The organism is Paenibacillus silvae (assembly GCF_014639235.1).
Classification (GTDB): domain Bacteria; phylum Bacillota; class Bacilli; order Paenibacillales; family Paenibacillaceae; genus Paenibacillus; species Paenibacillus silvae.
The window spans coordinates 238,933-253,980 of the sequence record NZ_BMFU01000006.1; the positions used below are offsets into that span (position 1 = coordinate 238,933).

Consider the following 15,048-nt stretch of genomic DNA (forward strand, 5'->3'; position numbering starts at 1 on the left):
TTCTATTTCCTCCCATCCATTTTCCAATTCGGTACGATATTATACCAAAAAATTCCTGCTGTCAATTAACACTTTAACGTAACAAAAATATGTATTCTTGTGCATATATTTTTACAAAAAATGTATTGTATATGGAAAATAATGAGCTATAATGTTATGAAATCCATTTTTCATTTTCAAATTCAATCCGGGGAGGACTTATGAGAACGATTGTATACATATCTGATTTCAGGCTTCCATCTGGTTTAAACTTCGTGAAACCCTTACTCAAGTTTACAGACTGCTACAAAATTCTCATTATTGAACGGCATCAATTACATCATCCCGAGCGGCTCGAACCTTATTTTGACGAAATTAGATACGTCGATTATCTCGAATCCGTGGGCGCCATCCGGGAGCATATCCTGCAAATCCTGCAATCGCACTCCATCGTTGCTTTGTTAACGCCGGGGGAGAATGCCATAGAGATTGGCGGACAGCTCCGTTCCGAGTTCGGCATTCCGGGGATGCAGCGCAATCAGGCCGAGGCAGTCCGCAACAAATGGATTATGAAGCAAATGCTGCATCAACGCGGAATTCGCACGTCCAGAACAGCCATTGCGCTCCAGCAGCAGGACTATCTTCGTTTCTCCGCTACATATGGGTTTCCTATCATTGTGAAGCCGCTCAGCGGGTACGGAAGCATCAATACGTTTAAATTGTCCAGCATGGAAGAATTGTTACATTATCTGCAACATACAAGAAAAGAGCAGCAGCGAGATCTGCTGGAAGAGTTCATTCAGGGTACAGAATTCCATTGTGACTCCATTGTGTGCCAGGGAGAAGTGGTTTTTGCTTCCGTTTCCCAGTACCTCTTCAACTGTCTGGACATTGCGACGCAGCAGAAGCCTCCAGCCAGCATTGCATTCCCCAAAGGGGCAGAAACCGATGTGATCCTCCGTATCCAGGACGTCAATAGACAAGTCATTAGCGCGCTTGGTATCAATCAATCTGTAACCCATGCCGAGTTGTTCGTCACACCGGAAGGAGAAGTGGTCTTCGGAGAGATCGGGGCAAGAATCGGGGGTTCGCATGTCATGCCGCCTTGTATCAAGAACACCCACGGTGTAGATCTTTTTGAAGCGGTTACGGACCTGGAGCTTGGCACGTATACATTCACCCAGCAGGAAACCAGCAACAAATTTACGGGTATGATCTGCTTCCCCTCACGCGCAGGGGTAATCCAGCATATCTCCGGGAGAGAAGATTATCAGGATGTACCGGGCATCATTGACTTTCAAGTGTCCTATGAAGTCGGGCAGCACGCAGGGGATGTCACCGATACGATGACTCGCTCGGGATTTGCCATTGTGGAAGGAGATTCGTTCGAGGAATTACGCCAGACGCTGGTGGATATGTATGATCGGTTCGTCATTGAGGTCGCCGTTCCCGAGAACGTATAACATAACGGACAGATACGGGGAGCGACCCTCTCTTATCGTTTGTTTGTTTATGGAATCGGGGTTTTGTTGAGGAGGAATGAAACGATTGTCTTTATTCAAAACATACGCGGGACTCAGCCGCGACATCTATTATCTCTGCCTGGCACGAACCATTAACAGCATGGGAGATTTTATCTTCTCTCTCATTACCTTGGTGCTTACTCTGCAGATGGGTATGAGTGTGGTCAGTGCGGGCATCTTTGTATCCATGGCAGCTTTGATCAGCGGTCCCGGTGTACTGCTTGGCGGGTATTTAAGTGATCTGATGGGCAAAAAGACGATTATTATCTCCGGGCAAGTGCTCTCGGCCCTCATCATCATTAGCTGCTCCTTCTACTCAGGTACGATAACCATCGGTTATCTTCTGATTGCAGTGATGTTCTTCATCAGCATTACACGTCCTGCATATAACGCTTTAATTATTCAGCTGTGCCCTGAAGAGAAGCAGCGAAAATCAGCCTTTTCCCTGATGTATCTGGGAGCCAATCTGGGGATTGCGCTCGGGCCGCTTATTGCCGGTTTTTTTATCAAAGATTACGTGCATATCGTCTTTCTGAGCATTGGCACCGTATTTCTGATCTCCACCTTCATGATCTGGAAGAAGGTTCATGTTGGTGCGGGTGACCCAGCAGCGCAGACGGCAGCTGAGAATCGGGTACATCATACACAGCAGCCTCAACAGCAGCAAGAATTCAAGTCCTTGCCTTCACCGTTGTTCCCTATGCTGCTGAAAAATCCGCTTGTCGTATTTTTTATCGTGGTGTCATTTCTTAATTACTTTATCTATATGCAGTATTCGTTCAGCCTGCCGCTGCAGATGAATCAGACCTTTGGCGAGCATGGTGCAGCTTATTATGGCTCTGTGATGACCATCAACGCAATCAGTGTTATCCTTCTCACCACGCTGGTGCTGTCCGCTACGCGCAGCTTCACCGCTCTGAACTCTATCGCGGCGGGCGCTCTCTTCTATGGAATCGGCTTTGGTACGCTCTACCTGCTAGGGGATTGGCCACATTTCGCGATCGTCGTGGTATCTACGGTGCTGTGGACGATTGGAGAAATTTTGGTGCAGACCAATATCAATCTGTATATCGCTTCACGTGTACCGGATACCCACCAGGGGAGATTTAACGGATTTCTCTTATTCGTAGGTTGTCTGGGTTACACGCTTAGCCCCTATCTGACGGGTCTTTTCATACGAAGTCTCGATATGGAGAGTGTATGGATCATTATTCTGGGCATCAGCCTGTTCTATGCACTGTGTATGGTGCTTCTCTGGTATATGGATAAAAACGCTGCGAACAAACGTGGAATGCAATCATCTGAATTATCGAAAAGTGTATGAATTTCGTATACACAAAAGGCACCCGAAAAAAGTTTTTTTCGGGTGTCTCTTTCGCTTAACCAAACGGTCAGGATTGTCCCTTGATGCCTAGGTGAACCAGACCTATTTGCGCAGTCTGCGTGCACTTAGTGCGTGATGACCATTTTGTAAAAAAGTGCTGCGCGTGTTCTTCATCATCTCGATCCGCTGCTCCGCAAGCCGATCCGCAGCAATGTAGGTCGCGATGCCCTCGGTACGGGAGCTTTCGAATATTTTCTCCAGCGTGTTGTAAATCTCACCGATCTTCGCCCAAGCTCGCTCCGCGTGATATCCGTTCAATTCATCGGCAATGTTGATCACACCGCCGGCATTAATGACATAATCCGGTGCGTACACGATGCCTCGCTGATACAGCTCATCTCCATGCCGCGGCTCAAGCAGCTGATTGTTCGCACAGCCCGCCACAACTTTGGCCTTGAGTGTCTTGAGCGTAGCATCATTAATCGTGCCGCCGAGCGCACATGGTGCATAGATATCACATTCCACACTTGTAATGTCTGCCGGATCAACGGCCTTGGCGCTGAAACGTTCCACTGCCAGCTTCACCGACTCCTGATGAATATCCGTGACGATCAGCTGCGCACCTTCCTCATGCAGATATTTACACAGATGCATCGCTACGTTGCCCACACCTTGCACGGCAATCGTTTTGCCCTCCAGCAGGTCGGTGCCAAATGCTTCCTTCGCAGCTGCCTTGATACCGCGATACACACCATAGGCGGTAGCCGGAGATGGGTTGCCTGATGAACCATAGCTTGCTGAGATGCCTGTCACATAATCTGTCTCCTGATAGATCAGATTCATGTCCTCTTCTGTCGTTCCCACATCCTCGGCGGTGATGTAACGGCCGTTTAACCCTTGAATGTAGCGACCGAAGGCGCGGAACATCGCTTCATTTTTGTCCTTACGCGGATCTCCGATGATTACCGTCTTGCCGCCGCCCAGATTCAGGCCGGATACTGCATTTTTATATGTCATGCCCCGAGCCAAACGCAGTGCATCTTCAATGGCTGCTTCCTCTGAAGCGTATGTCCACATCCGTGTACCCCCCAGCGCAGGTCCAAGGGTTGTATCGTGTATGGCAATAATGGCCTTCAAGCCTGAATTCCGATCCTGGCAGAGTACCATTTCCTCATAATCGTATTGCTCCATTGCTTCAAACCAACTCATGTGATAACCGTCTCCTCTAAACCATTTTTGCGATAAATCGCGGACTTCCTATGAACGCTCCACTCTCTATTGTACCCATATCCACCCAGTTTGTGCAAAATGACATTACTATGTTCGCTTCAATGAAACTCACCATAGCAAAAAGAGGCCCCTCCTGTCACTCCGTGACCGGACTGAGCCTCCTCCCAGCATTTGATGATATCTCGCTCAACTGCGCTCAACTCAACTCTGGCCAATTTGGCCCAACCACAGGTTAAGGCAATGTTTCGACCACATTAATGGGATGTAACGCCCCATCCACCGCAAAAGAAGCCTGTCCCGTTTCCTCCGACACCACCAGCACCACCGCGTCCGTCAGTTCGGTTAATCCGAGTGCCGCCCGGTGCCTTGTACCCAGCTTTCGTTCATGCGCGTCAGCCTGGGATACAGGCAGCACATTGCCGGCCGATACGATCTGATTGCCTCGAATGAGCACGGCCCCGTCATGTAATGGCGCGCCGGGAATAAAGAGCGACTCCAGCAAGGCATGAGTTACTTTGGCATCCACGGCTACACCCGAATGAATCATGGTATCCAATGGAACCTCCCGTTCAATGACAATAAGCGCTCCATATTTTCGGTCTGACAGATGCTGCACACTGGATGTCAGCTCGGCAAATTTCTCCGTAAACGGAGACAGGTAACAATCGAGATAAAATGAAGAAGCCAGCACTTCAATGTGCTTGATCTCGGCTCGGATCTCTGCGAACTGTGCCAGCAAACAGACACTGTCATTGTCAAAACGGGATAACGTCAGATTCATTCGTTCTGCTACACGATGCAGGTCTGCCTTCAGCTTCTGCCGCATCACGGAACTGTCACAGTCTGCTCGTCCTGTAAGCTGATTCATCTTGTGCCGCCTCCCTCTTCTGATGAACTTTGTCTCTACATGCACTCCACCACGCTCGGATGAGCTTGCCCGTACTCTCGAATTCCATGATTAGTATCCATACCTTCCCCGCAAAAGCAAGAATTTATGCAAAGCTGCACCGTGATGTTCCGCATGAAAAAGAGAGTCCAGATAACCCAGTGATTAATACTGAAATCATAGTTATAATGCTTTCCGTTCCTCGAAAATGTGATGAAAAAAGCCAAAAAACCGGACGACTTCCCCCGGCTTTCTGGCAACACTTTTTTAAATATAAACACCTTATTCGAATTTAATCTAATCTGGACTACAACAGCTTGTACATGCATGTTGCGATTTGTCTATTTTCAACTGGATTCATCGAGCTACTTTTTTATTGCGCTTTACCATACGAGCCTGCTTTAAATGTCGTTGGATCATACCACTTGTACCCTGCTGCCGGAGCGGCCCAAGGCTCAAGCTGCGGTTCGGTGGAGTTTGCCGGTGTCTCCATGGGGAGCAAGCTTGTCGCTGTATCCAGTGTCAATCCTGATACTTGGGATAGGCTTGTATAGCTCTCTTTAACCGCCAGCCATTTCACGGTGTTTACAAGGAAGGTTGCATCATTCACTTCTTTGAAACCGTCATAAGTTTTCTTCGTTGCTCCAGTCTCTTCACGCAAATACTTTGGCGTTGCGTCCTCCACGGGTGAGGAATCACCGATAAATGCAGCTTTGCCTGCGCCTACCTTGGCAATCGCCGCATAAGCCCCTTCAGCTCGTCCGCCGCCATTATATACTCCTTGATCCACGGCGTTATTCCATTTGGACACACCGCTTGGCACGTACACTAATCCTTTCGCCTTGTTCGGGTCCATGATTGCAATCGTTGATCCGGCATGCATCGCTACAGCTTGTACACCTGTCGTAATGCCAAAAGATTGGGATGGTGCTACGATATCCGTTGCATTGACATCTCCCAAAGCGTTATAGCGGAAACGGACTCCAAAGTTTGTCCCGAGCCAGTCCGAGCTGATCACACCCTGCATGGCTGGTGATTCGGCCTCGGCAGAGGACATGCCTTTTGCTGGATTCTGGTAAGCCCCGCGGCGATATCCGTTGAACACTTCAGAGGAATCCCAGCGATTTTTGTTACGGTCGGCGTTGTAGTGATCCGAGATGAAGAAAATGCTTCCGCCGTTCTGCACATATTGCAGAAGCGCAGCCTGCTCTGTCGCTTTGAATGGCACGTTGGCTTCGCCAATGACAAACACGTCATAGTCTTTCAATTTATTATAGGTGTACGCTTGCTCACCAAATGTATACGGGATGCTGCGTTCCAGCTGATCCACGGTAAAGCCTGCGTTTCGCAAACCATTTGCAAAGTCTGAAAAGGCCCCGTCAATAATCCAGTCCGCTGCACCTGCGGTTTGGGCGTGAGTGTTATCAAACAGCACTTTTTTGCCTGTGCCATCCGGCAGGGTTGTGCCCGGGTTCGGCTCCGGATCAGGATTGGTTGTTCCTGAAGACAGGGTGATGGATGTTGGGTTTTTGACCCCGGCATAGCTGTTGTAAGCGCCAAGTGTTCCGGTCACGGTAATTTTTTTGCCTACCAGACTCGGGTTCGAGGCCAGTCCGTATTGCGCGCGGAACGCAGAGGATACCTGCACATCCAGCAGCTTGGCGTTCGAGCGCTCGGAAGCGGAATCCGCAATCAGCACATTAAAATCATTGGCATACGGAGAGGTGAATTTGGCTGTAAGCGACCCGGTTGCATGTCCCACCACATAACCTTCGACAGTTGCCGTGCCTCCGCCGCTCTGAGCAGCAATGGCCTGTGATACGGTAAGTGGTGCTGCCGCCTGAACCGGAGCCTGAATACCCGGAGCCAGTAACGTTGTTGCCATAAGGATAAAAACCAGAAATGCCCCCATCCAATGCTGCCTAAATGCCTTTTTCATATACCCATTCTCCTCCTCCGTATCATTTGATGCCTGTACATGATGTGATGTGTCTAGTTTGACTTGGTGATTATTTGGACTTAGCGTCCGTTTGTTGACGTGTTACTTCATCGACCTGCTACGTTCCGGCATTCAATGGATCAAGCCTGTGCTTGTCCCTTTTTTAATTTAATGCTTCACATGATGAATTCCTCTATGTTTATGTAAAATTTTTGAAAAAAAGTTTGAGTCCGCTCTCCTTCGTCGATACTGACTATACTGTCATCGGAGTGGATTGTGTAAAATCTGTAGTTCAACGATTGGAACAACCTCTCATTTCAAAGGAGAATGCCATATGAAACTGTTTTTTCTGTTACTTCTGATTATCGTTCCACTGGTCATGTCCTATATTGCACTTCGATACAAGCCTGCAGCCCGGCTGTTCCATCTGCTTGCCATTCTATGCTTCTACAGTGCAGCCACTGTACTCGCCAGCGACGTATATGCAACAAATGCTCATATGACCACATTCACAACGGAGATTCACCACTTTTTGCTGAACGGCTGGTTTCTAGTCCCGGCTGCTTACCTGGGTGTATATATTCCATACGTGCTGTGGATGAGTCTTTTTAACGAAAAAAGTTGAATTCGGAGGCAGTTAGGCATTGCATTTTACCAACGTTCGATGCATAATAAACAATACATATGTGATAATGATTATCATTATTGAGCTTGTTTATCGTTACATTGTCAGTTCTAATGACCGCGATCATGCTTACGACTTTATAGATAAAGGGGAACGAACATCGAATGAATACAACTCTGCAAAAGGCTAATCTGCAGCTCGACGATTATTTGGATCTTCTGAACCTGGCAACCAATCTGGGTGATACCAGATGGCAAAAGGAGATCATTCGCAAGCTTTCCTACACATATCCTGCAGCAACGTGCAAACAACCACAATAAACATACCGCTGCGCAGAGATTGGTAAGCGCACTCCAATATAAGGCTTAACCTTAATCTGGATACCCATGAGGAATTCACTCTTTGAATTCTATCATGGGCTTTTTTGCGTGGATCGGGTGCGATAAAATAGAATAAAAGTGAAGAACAAGGACCAATATTGAGCTAAAGGAGCGTGTAAAAATGCAGCTGGAAACCGAGAGACTGCTCATCCGTGAAATTGTAGAAAGTGACTGGCAATCCATACATACGTATACGTCCATGCCCGAAGTGACAGCGCATACCGCGTGGGGACCAAATACCGAAGAGGACACACAAGCCTACGTCCAGGACGTAATTCGCATGCAGCATGCCGAGCCGAGGGAAGCATATGAACTGGCGATTGTTTTGAAAAAGGAAGGCTTGCTCATCGGTGGTGCAGGGCTGCACCTTGTGGAACAAAGCAATGCAGAGATTGGCTATGTCTTACATCCCGCCTATCAAGGAAAAGGTTATGTGACTGAAGCTTGCCGCGCATTGCTTCACTTTGGCTTCAGGCAGCTTGGCGTGCACCGAATCTATGCCAAATGCCGCCCGGAGAATCCTGCATCCGAGCGGGTAATGCTTCGCCTTGGCATGCAGCGTGAAGGTCTGCTGCGCGAGCACTGGTTCTACAAAGGCTCGTACCATAACTCTGTACTCTACTCCATGCTGGATCGGGAACTGGAATAAACTTAACGCAGCGTGAACTGATGCTACCTGAATGAGCGCTTATGCGGCCTGTGCACCAGGTATGCTGTTGGAGTGTGGCTCGATGTGATGTGATTACTGTGATGGCTCGCGGCTGGTGCGACGTGGTGCCCGTACAGTAACTGGCTTTTCAACGGGATGTGGCTTGATGTAATGTGATTACTGCGATGGTTCGCAGCTGGTGGGATGTGGTGCCCGTACAGTAACTGGCTTTTCAACGGGATGCGGCTTGATGTAATGTGATTACTGCGATGGGCTCGCGGTGTGGTGATGATGTGGGGCTCTTACAGGTAATGACAGTCCGCCATCAAGTTACTGAAGCAGCAGTTGAAACTCTAACGAATCCCAGAAGCCTTATTTAGCGATATTTCAACAGTTTAGAATTCTAACGATTTCCAGCGACGCTATTTCACTAACAAAACCTAATAAATCCACATTTTTGAGGGAAATCGGAGAAATAGCGTTTCTCAGATTCGTTACATTTTCTCATGCGCTAAAAACCACCAAATAAGCTCTCCTCGATTCGTTAGCCGCAGATGGTCACGATGTTCTACACGTGGAGCATTTGATGGGGGGCAACTTTGACACATTGGATTACTGGTATGCTCGAGTTTCGACACATTTTAGCTGCTATACATCCAAGTTACGGGGCTGTTGTGTCTTGAAACGTTTGAAATGTTAGATCATACCCAAGCATACAGAAAAAAAAGGACAAAACAGCGCAAGCTGCCTCATCCTTTACCATTCCGCTCCGGTTTCTCCCCTTCTATCTCCTGCGGTCCTTGAGTTCTGAGTATCTAAAGTTATCTACTTGATCTGCACCGAACTCTGGACGCTGTCCATCTTACTTCTCTTTAGTGCCCCACGTTCCCTCTGTGCCGAGCCTTTGCATTCTTTGTATCCACCCACATTCTTTTGCTCTATTCGCACTCTTTTGTCTACCCGCACTCTCTATATCCATCCTGCCCGGGTTCTTTCGATCAACCCGCATTTTTTCTATCGACCGGTAATCTATCTATTATCCTGCCGTCTCTCTATTTATCCATCCGCATTTTCTCTACTCATCTATCCGCTCTATAAGCCCATCTGACGCTCATTCTATCTGCTCATCTTACATTCTCTCTACTGCCGCTTTCTTCACGTTACCCAGCTACCCTCGACCTATCCCAGCTACCCTCGACTTATCTAACTTAGGCTTCGTCCTAGCTTAGGCTTCCCACTACAGTCGGCATAGCTCTTTCGGGCAACTTGGGAACGAAGGACATCCGCACATGCAGCGGAGCGCAGCCATGTCCCGAATCATTAATTTGCCGTCCAGCATATCCAGAGTCCCCTGCTCCTTCCAGGCACCCAGCATACGTGTAACACTCTCCCGAGTTGCTCCGATCATCTCAGCCAGCTCTGTATGGTTCAGCTTCATCTCCAGCACGATGCCATCTGGCGTAATTTTGCCGTATGTGTTACTGGCTCGAATGAGGGTCGAAGCAAGCGCCCCTGCTTTGCCATACAGCAGCAGGTCGCGGAATCTCGACTGTGTAATGCGCTGTGCGAGTGCCATCCATTGTAGAAATTTAAGCGCCAGCTCTCCGTTTTTGCTCAGCACACTCTCAAGGTCTGTCAGCGAGATGATGGCCAGTTCTCCTTTTTCCGCCATCTCCGCACTATAGCTGTGATTCAGTCCACCTATGCCGCCAAACTCACCAATCAGATCACCGCTTTGCTGAATCGACAGAATGATCTCTTTCCCATCCTCCGTCGATTTGGTCAGCTTCACCCGTCCCGAACAAATGTAGTACAAATACCCGGCTTCATCGCCTTCCAGAAAGAGACTGTATCCCGATTTTACCCGTTTAGGCTGCATTTTCTCTTCAATCATATTCCATTGCTCTGGTGTAACGAACGACAGGATGCCGCCTGTTTTTTGAATCATTTTGTCCGCCTCCGCATGTGTCTGTTCTGCCTTCCGGGTTGCTCTTTCCACAAATACTGTACCCATTATTTTCGTCCCCCTCGGTGATTCCTTATGATTCCATCATACCGTGAAAGACTGCAAAAGGTTATCGGGGGATTACCTGATCTTTGCCGGGAAACTCCCCGAATTCGCTGTGAGAAAAGTCACAACTTGCCCCATAACGGCAAAATGCATGCTGCCTTCATATAAGCATCCACCTCCAAACCTCCACACTGTAACCGCCAATCAGCTGATTCCAACCTGTAATTGTCAATCTTGAGATACGGTGATAGCATACATGTAAACGCTTGTATATCTTGAGCAATCATCCGAGGCTTGTATACTCTCAGAAAGGAGGAAATCATGTGTTAAGATGGGATAGTGATGTTTGGGGCAAGCTGTCAGGCCCTTACGGCTCCGCAGAAAACGTACCTAAGCTGTTACAGCAGCTAGAGCAGGAATACAGCCAGGAGGTTTTTGACGAGCTGTTTCAGGAATTTTTATTTCATCAAAACTCAATCTATACAGCGACCTACGCTGTGATGCCGTTTCTTGCACAGCTCGCTAGCTCAGTCACAGATATCGAGGTACGCACAAACCTGTTTATCCACTGCGGCATCATCGAAGCAAGCCGTGATGAGCAGCACCAGGACCCATTCCCCGAATCGTGGGAGGAACTGGCTGATGTGGTGGGCAACGCCAGCTGTACCCGGATGTACAATGAATATCTGAAGGCGATTGATCAGATCAAATCGCTGACAGATGAGATTCTGAACTATGCTGCTCAGTCATCCGCAGATGCTATAGAGAAACGTTACCTCCTCATTGCGGATGCAGCATTTCGCCAATCCTGTAATGTAGCTAATATGCTATTAACGTTTATTGAAGGCGAGGAATATGTCACAGTGTGTCCGGCCTGTGGAGAGGATGTGTATATATGGCCACAGAAAGACAAGACCGCACCCCTTCAGGCCTACGAACATGACCCTGTATTTAACCCCGAGCAGCAGCCTTATGCCATCACTCCGGCATCATCATTGGAGGATGATCCAGAAACCAAAGCATTAGCTAAGCAAACGTCTCGGATCGGAGATCAAACGCTGGCGGCACATCTTCCTTATCTGGCTGGCACAACGACATGTCCGGCTTGTCGTGAAGCCTTCCCGATATGGCCTGCTCTACTGGACACCTTTACGGTATAGAGGGAGTTCCTTCTATGTAGAGAAGAAACGCTGGATTACTGGTATGCTCGCGGTGCGACTGGGGCCTCGTATAGTAATACAGTCCGCCATAAAGTCACTGAAGCAGCAGTCGAAATTTTAACGATTCCCAGAAGCCCTATTTAGCGATATTTCAGCAGTTTAGAATTCTAACGATTTCCAGAGACGCTATTTCACTAAAAAAACCTGATACAGCCACCTTTTTGAGGGAAATCGGGGAAATAACGTTTCTCAGAATCTTTACATTTTCACATGTGCTAAAAACCACCAAATAAGCTCTCCTCGAATCGTTAGCCGCAGATGGTCACGACTGTTCCACATGTGGAGCATCTGGTGAGGCGAACTTTGACACATTGCTAATTTGCTAATGCTCGAGCAGAAGGTCATGAGACACAGTCTGGCATATCTAAACGAACTCTCATACAGGAACAGCTGGCTGATGATGCCGGCTTTTTTTGTGTTCGAAACCTGCTCCCACGTTTATCCCTCATCCTCACCTCCCCCGGAGGTCATACAAATGCAAAGCCCAGGTTCAGCATTTTTCAGAACGTAAATAGGGGTTTTCCCTGAATTACAAGGTTAACGAAACCGACTACAATAGAACTAACATCGTAATAACCTGATTGTATGCTTTTCTTTGATCAAACGAGCCTTGATATAAGGTTACTTATATGTAGTCAGAACGATGAACGAACATCATAATACACTTGAAAAAGATGAGTGACGTAAAGACCCTCAATTTGATCCGAAAAAGGAAGTGTCCCTCATGCATGATGAAGTCTCATCTGCCGTTCAGGAGATGATGAGCGGCCTGTGTCAGAACACCGCCGGTGATTTTTGCGGAATGGCCTGCGTGTCAGGGTCCATGCTGCGCTGGAAATATACGTTCGGGGCAACCAATGAACGTGTGAAACGTATGACGATGCGCCCTGGACAAGATCTGGTGGGCACGGCGCTCAGAACCGGGCGTACGGTGATGCTGGATGAGCGGTCCCGTGGTGAATTCACCCCGGATCGGTGCCCGCTTATGCTTGCTGAACGATTGGTATGTGCTATAGCCGTGCCTCTGTTCCGGGAAGGCCTCCTGCCCAGCGGTGTACTGCTTGTTGGAAGCAGAACGCCATGTACCTTTTCCCCCGAGATGGTTATGCAGACAGAGCAGGCTGCCAGACAAATGGAGCAGTATGTGTGAGCTCTAACATATAAGCTTCCTGTCCGACATAGAGACCACGGCTAAGATCAGGCCCCCCATTAATACCTCTATATCAACATTACATGAACCGTATTACACCATGACAGAACCTGTATTACCCGATGACATGACATGTATTACACATTACGCGGAGACTTTTCGGAGATTAACCTCTGAAGCGTCTCTTTTTTTTGGTATGATAGATGTAGATGAAGGAAGCGGACAGGGGGAAACAGTTGTGATTCGACTATTAGTTGTAGATGACCATGTCGTGGTACGCTCCGGGCTGATTGCCCTGCTTGAAGGCAAGAACGATATACATATTGTTGGAGACGCCGCGGATGGTGACGAAGCCATTGCCAAAGCACAGGAGCTGAATCCGGATGTTGTCCTGATGGATTTCAGCATGCCCCCGGGCAAGGATGGCTTGACCGCGACAGCCGAGTTAAAAAAATTAATGCCGGATATCGCCATTCTTATTCTAACGATGCATGATGATGAGGAGTATCTGTTCCGTGCAATTCATGCAGGAGCTTCGGGATATATTCTCAAGAGTGCGCCCCACGAAGAATTGCTCGCTGCCATTCGTTCTGTAGCAGACGGAAGTGCCTACTTGTACCCGAGCGCGACCAAACGGCTGATGAGTGAGTACCTGGACAAAGCCAAACAGGAAAACGCCGGGCCGTACGACACCCTTTCGGATCGGGAGAAAGAAATTTTAGCCTGGATTGCCAAGGGGTATGCCAACAAAGAAATTGCCGAGCATCTGGTGATTAGTGTCAAAACCGTTGAATCCCACAAGAGCAATCTAATGGAAAAGCTCGGCCTGCGCACAAGACCAGAGCTTGTGAAGTTTGCGATGAAAAAGGGGCTGTTAAATTTTGAATAAACCGCGCAAAAACAGACTCAGCGGACTGGCCGACCAGCCGGTGAGGCTGCTGCTTGGCGAAATTGACGAGCACATCTCCGATAATGAATTTCGCAGTAAATTAAAAGGTTCGCTGCATCAGCTGAGTGACCTGAAATTTGCACTGGATGAGTCCTCCATCGTCGCGCTGACCGACCGTAAAGGTAAAATCCAGTATGTAAATGATAAATTTTGCGAGATTTCACAGTATACCCGCGAGGAATTGATTGGTCAGGATCACCGCATTATTAACTCGGGGTATCACGGCAAAACCTTCATGAAAACACTATGGGATACCATCTCTTCGGGCAAGGTCTGGCATGGCGAGATTCGAAACAAGGCGAGAGATGGCAGCTTCTACTGGGTAAACACGACGATTGTGCCTTTCATTGATAATGATGGCGAGCCTTATCAGTATCTGGCTGTGCGCAGTGAGGTCACCAAGCTGAAACAGGTCGAGGCCGAGCTGCAGCAGATGATGTCTCAGGTCATGAACATTCAGGAAGAAGAACGCCGCCGCATCTCACGGGAGCTTCACGACGGGATCGGGCAAAGCCTGTTCTCCCTTGTCATTCAGATGGATCGTCTGCTGGCCGATCAGGCCAATTCAGGGGTGGAGGCATTAAGACAGCAGGTCACGCGCATTATGGAGGATGTGCGCGGCATGGCTTGGGAGCTGCGACCATCTGTACTCGATGATCTGGGCGTTGTTCCTGCTATCCGAACCTATATTGAGAACTATACCCGACATTACGGTATTGAGGTTGAGCTTGAATGCAGCTTGCGCAAACGTCTGGACATGAACAAGGAAATTGCCATCTACCGTATTATTCAGGAAGCGTTAACGAACATAGCCAAGTACGCTGATGTATCGGAAGCACGTGTCACCGTTGAGGATACAGAAGACCTTACTCTCGTTATTATTGAAGATCAAGGTGCCGGATTCAATGAGGACTCGGCAGGCCATGGTGTTGGGTTGTTCAGTATGGAGGAACGTGCACGCGGAGCAGGCGGAACGTTACGCATTACTTCTGAACCCGGTGAAGGCACAACGGTAACACTTTTACTGCCTAAAACAGTGCGTGCATAGGGCTTACAAAATCTTGGGCTTCTTTATGCAAATCTGCAACTGTAAGCGCAAACGTTACGGGCTCAGCTTATAGACATAAGGCGATGGGTTAACCATCGCCTCTGTTTCTTTACATCTTCTTTTCATCGAATTAAG

The 15,048-nt window shown here is 48.3% G+C and carries 13 protein-coding genes; 9 read left to right on the forward strand and 4 right to left on the reverse strand.

From position 1 onward, the window contains the following. Positions 1–200: 200 nt before the first annotated feature. Both IEW26_RS20440 and IEW26_RS20445 read left to right on the forward strand, forming a co-directional pair. A complete protein-coding gene (locus tag IEW26_RS20440) occupies positions 201–1,442 on the forward strand; it encodes an ATP-grasp domain-containing protein (protein WP_188593666.1) in 1,242 nt (413 codons plus the stop codon). Positions 1,443–1,527: 85 nt separating this feature from the next. Further along, a complete protein-coding gene (locus IEW26_RS20445; RefSeq protein ID WP_188593667.1) occupies positions 1,528–2,826 on the forward strand; it encodes an MFS transporter in 1,299 nt (432 codons plus the stop codon). A gap of 102 nt (positions 2,827–2,928) precedes the next feature. Here the strand turns inward: IEW26_RS20445 and IEW26_RS20450 are convergent, their stop codons facing one another. The 3 genes from IEW26_RS20450 to IEW26_RS20460 form a co-directional block, all read right to left on the reverse strand. Continuing rightward, positions 2,929–4,035 (reverse strand): Leu/Phe/Val dehydrogenase, encoded by a 1,107-nt coding sequence (locus IEW26_RS20450; protein ID WP_188593668.1) that lies wholly within the window; start codon positions 4,033–4,035, stop codon positions 2,929–2,931. 253 nt (positions 4,036–4,288) lie between these two features. Further along, positions 4,289–4,924, reverse strand: coding sequence for a sporulation-specific diadenylate cyclase CdaS (cdaS, locus tag IEW26_RS20455; protein WP_188593669.1), 636 nt, complete (start codon positions 4,922–4,924; stop codon positions 4,289–4,291). Between the two features lie 391 nt (positions 4,925–5,315). Beyond that, complete coding sequence (locus IEW26_RS20460) at positions 5,316–6,881, reverse strand: DUF6359 domain-containing protein (RefSeq protein ID WP_188593670.1); 1,566 nt, start codon at positions 6,879–6,881, stop codon at positions 5,316–5,318. A 334-nt stretch (positions 6,882–7,215) separates the two neighbouring features. On the opposite strand from IEW26_RS20460, the gene IEW26_RS20465 reads away from it, so the two are divergent. From IEW26_RS20465 to IEW26_RS20475, 3 genes are all read left to right on the forward strand, one after another. Next, positions 7,216–7,506: a hypothetical protein gene (locus IEW26_RS20465; protein WP_188593671.1), complete on the forward strand. Its 291-nt coding sequence runs from the start codon at positions 7,216–7,218 to the stop codon at positions 7,504–7,506. Between the two features lie 164 nt (positions 7,507–7,670). After that, positions 7,671–7,826 (forward strand): hypothetical protein, encoded by a 156-nt coding sequence (locus IEW26_RS20470; RefSeq protein WP_167434170.1) that lies wholly within the window; start codon positions 7,671–7,673, stop codon positions 7,824–7,826. Positions 7,827–8,007: 181 nt separating this feature from the next. After that, on the forward strand, positions 8,008–8,535 hold the full coding sequence (locus tag IEW26_RS20475) for a GNAT family N-acetyltransferase (protein ID WP_188593672.1): 528 nt from the start codon (positions 8,008–8,010) through the stop codon (positions 8,533–8,535). Positions 8,536–9,772: 1,237 nt separating this feature from the next. Here IEW26_RS20475 and IEW26_RS20480 read toward each other — a convergent pair. Further along, a complete protein-coding gene (locus IEW26_RS20480; RefSeq protein WP_188593673.1) occupies positions 9,773–10,549 on the reverse strand; it encodes a Crp/Fnr family transcriptional regulator in 777 nt (258 codons plus the stop codon). A gap of 320 nt (positions 10,550–10,869) precedes the next feature. Here IEW26_RS20480 and IEW26_RS20485 point away from each other — a divergent pair, with 320 nt between their 5' ends. From IEW26_RS20485 to IEW26_RS20500, 4 genes are all read left to right on the forward strand, one after another. Beyond that, positions 10,870–11,706: a hypothetical protein gene (locus IEW26_RS20485; RefSeq protein WP_188593674.1), complete on the forward strand. Its 837-nt coding sequence runs from the start codon at positions 10,870–10,872 to the stop codon at positions 11,704–11,706. 784 nt (positions 11,707–12,490) lie between these two features. After that, the gene (locus IEW26_RS20490; RefSeq protein ID WP_188593675.1) at positions 12,491–12,916 is read left to right on the forward strand and encodes a GAF domain-containing protein; all 426 of its coding nucleotides are present in this window, start codon (positions 12,491–12,493) and stop codon (positions 12,914–12,916) included. A 238-nt stretch (positions 12,917–13,154) separates the two neighbouring features. Next, positions 13,155–13,805 (forward strand): response regulator, encoded by a 651-nt coding sequence (locus IEW26_RS20495; RefSeq protein ID WP_111272990.1) that lies wholly within the window; start codon positions 13,155–13,157, stop codon positions 13,803–13,805. Beyond that, positions 13,798–14,913 (forward strand): PAS domain-containing sensor histidine kinase, encoded by a 1,116-nt coding sequence (locus tag IEW26_RS20500; RefSeq protein WP_188593676.1) that lies wholly within the window; start codon positions 13,798–13,800, stop codon positions 14,911–14,913. Before IEW26_RS20495 ends, IEW26_RS20500 begins: the two co-directional genes overlap by 8 nt. Positions 14,914–15,048: the final 135 nt, after the last annotated feature.

Excerpts from the sequence above, each read along its gene's own strand:
- IEW26_RS20440 (WP_188593666.1), top strand. The coding sequence starts at position 201 with ATGAGAACGATTGTATACATATCTGATTTCAGGCTTCCATCTGGTTTA.
- IEW26_RS20480 (WP_188593673.1), bottom strand. The coding sequence starts at position 10,549 with ATGGGTACAGTATTTGTGGAAAGAGCAACCCGGAAGGCAGAACAGACA.
- IEW26_RS20460 (WP_188593670.1), bottom strand. The coding sequence starts at position 6,881 with ATGAAAAAGGCATTTAGGCAGCATTGGATGGGGGCATTTCTGGTTTTT.
- IEW26_RS20475 (WP_188593672.1), top strand. The coding sequence starts at position 8,008 with ATGCAGCTGGAAACCGAGAGACTGCTCATCCGTGAAATTGTAGAAAGT.
- IEW26_RS20450 (WP_188593668.1), bottom strand. The coding sequence starts at position 4,035 with ATGAGTTGGTTTGAAGCAATGGAGCAATACGATTATGAGGAAATGGTA.
- IEW26_RS20465 (WP_188593671.1), top strand. The coding sequence starts at position 7,216 with ATGAAACTGTTTTTTCTGTTACTTCTGATTATCGTTCCACTGGTCATG.
- IEW26_RS20470 (WP_167434170.1), top strand. The coding sequence starts at position 7,671 with ATGAATACAACTCTGCAAAAGGCTAATCTGCAGCTCGACGATTATTTG.
- IEW26_RS20490 (WP_188593675.1), top strand. The coding sequence starts at position 12,491 with ATGCATGATGAAGTCTCATCTGCCGTTCAGGAGATGATGAGCGGCCTG.
- cdaS (WP_188593669.1), bottom strand. The coding sequence starts at position 4,924 with ATGAATCAGCTTACAGGACGAGCAGACTGTGACAGTTCCGTGATGCGG.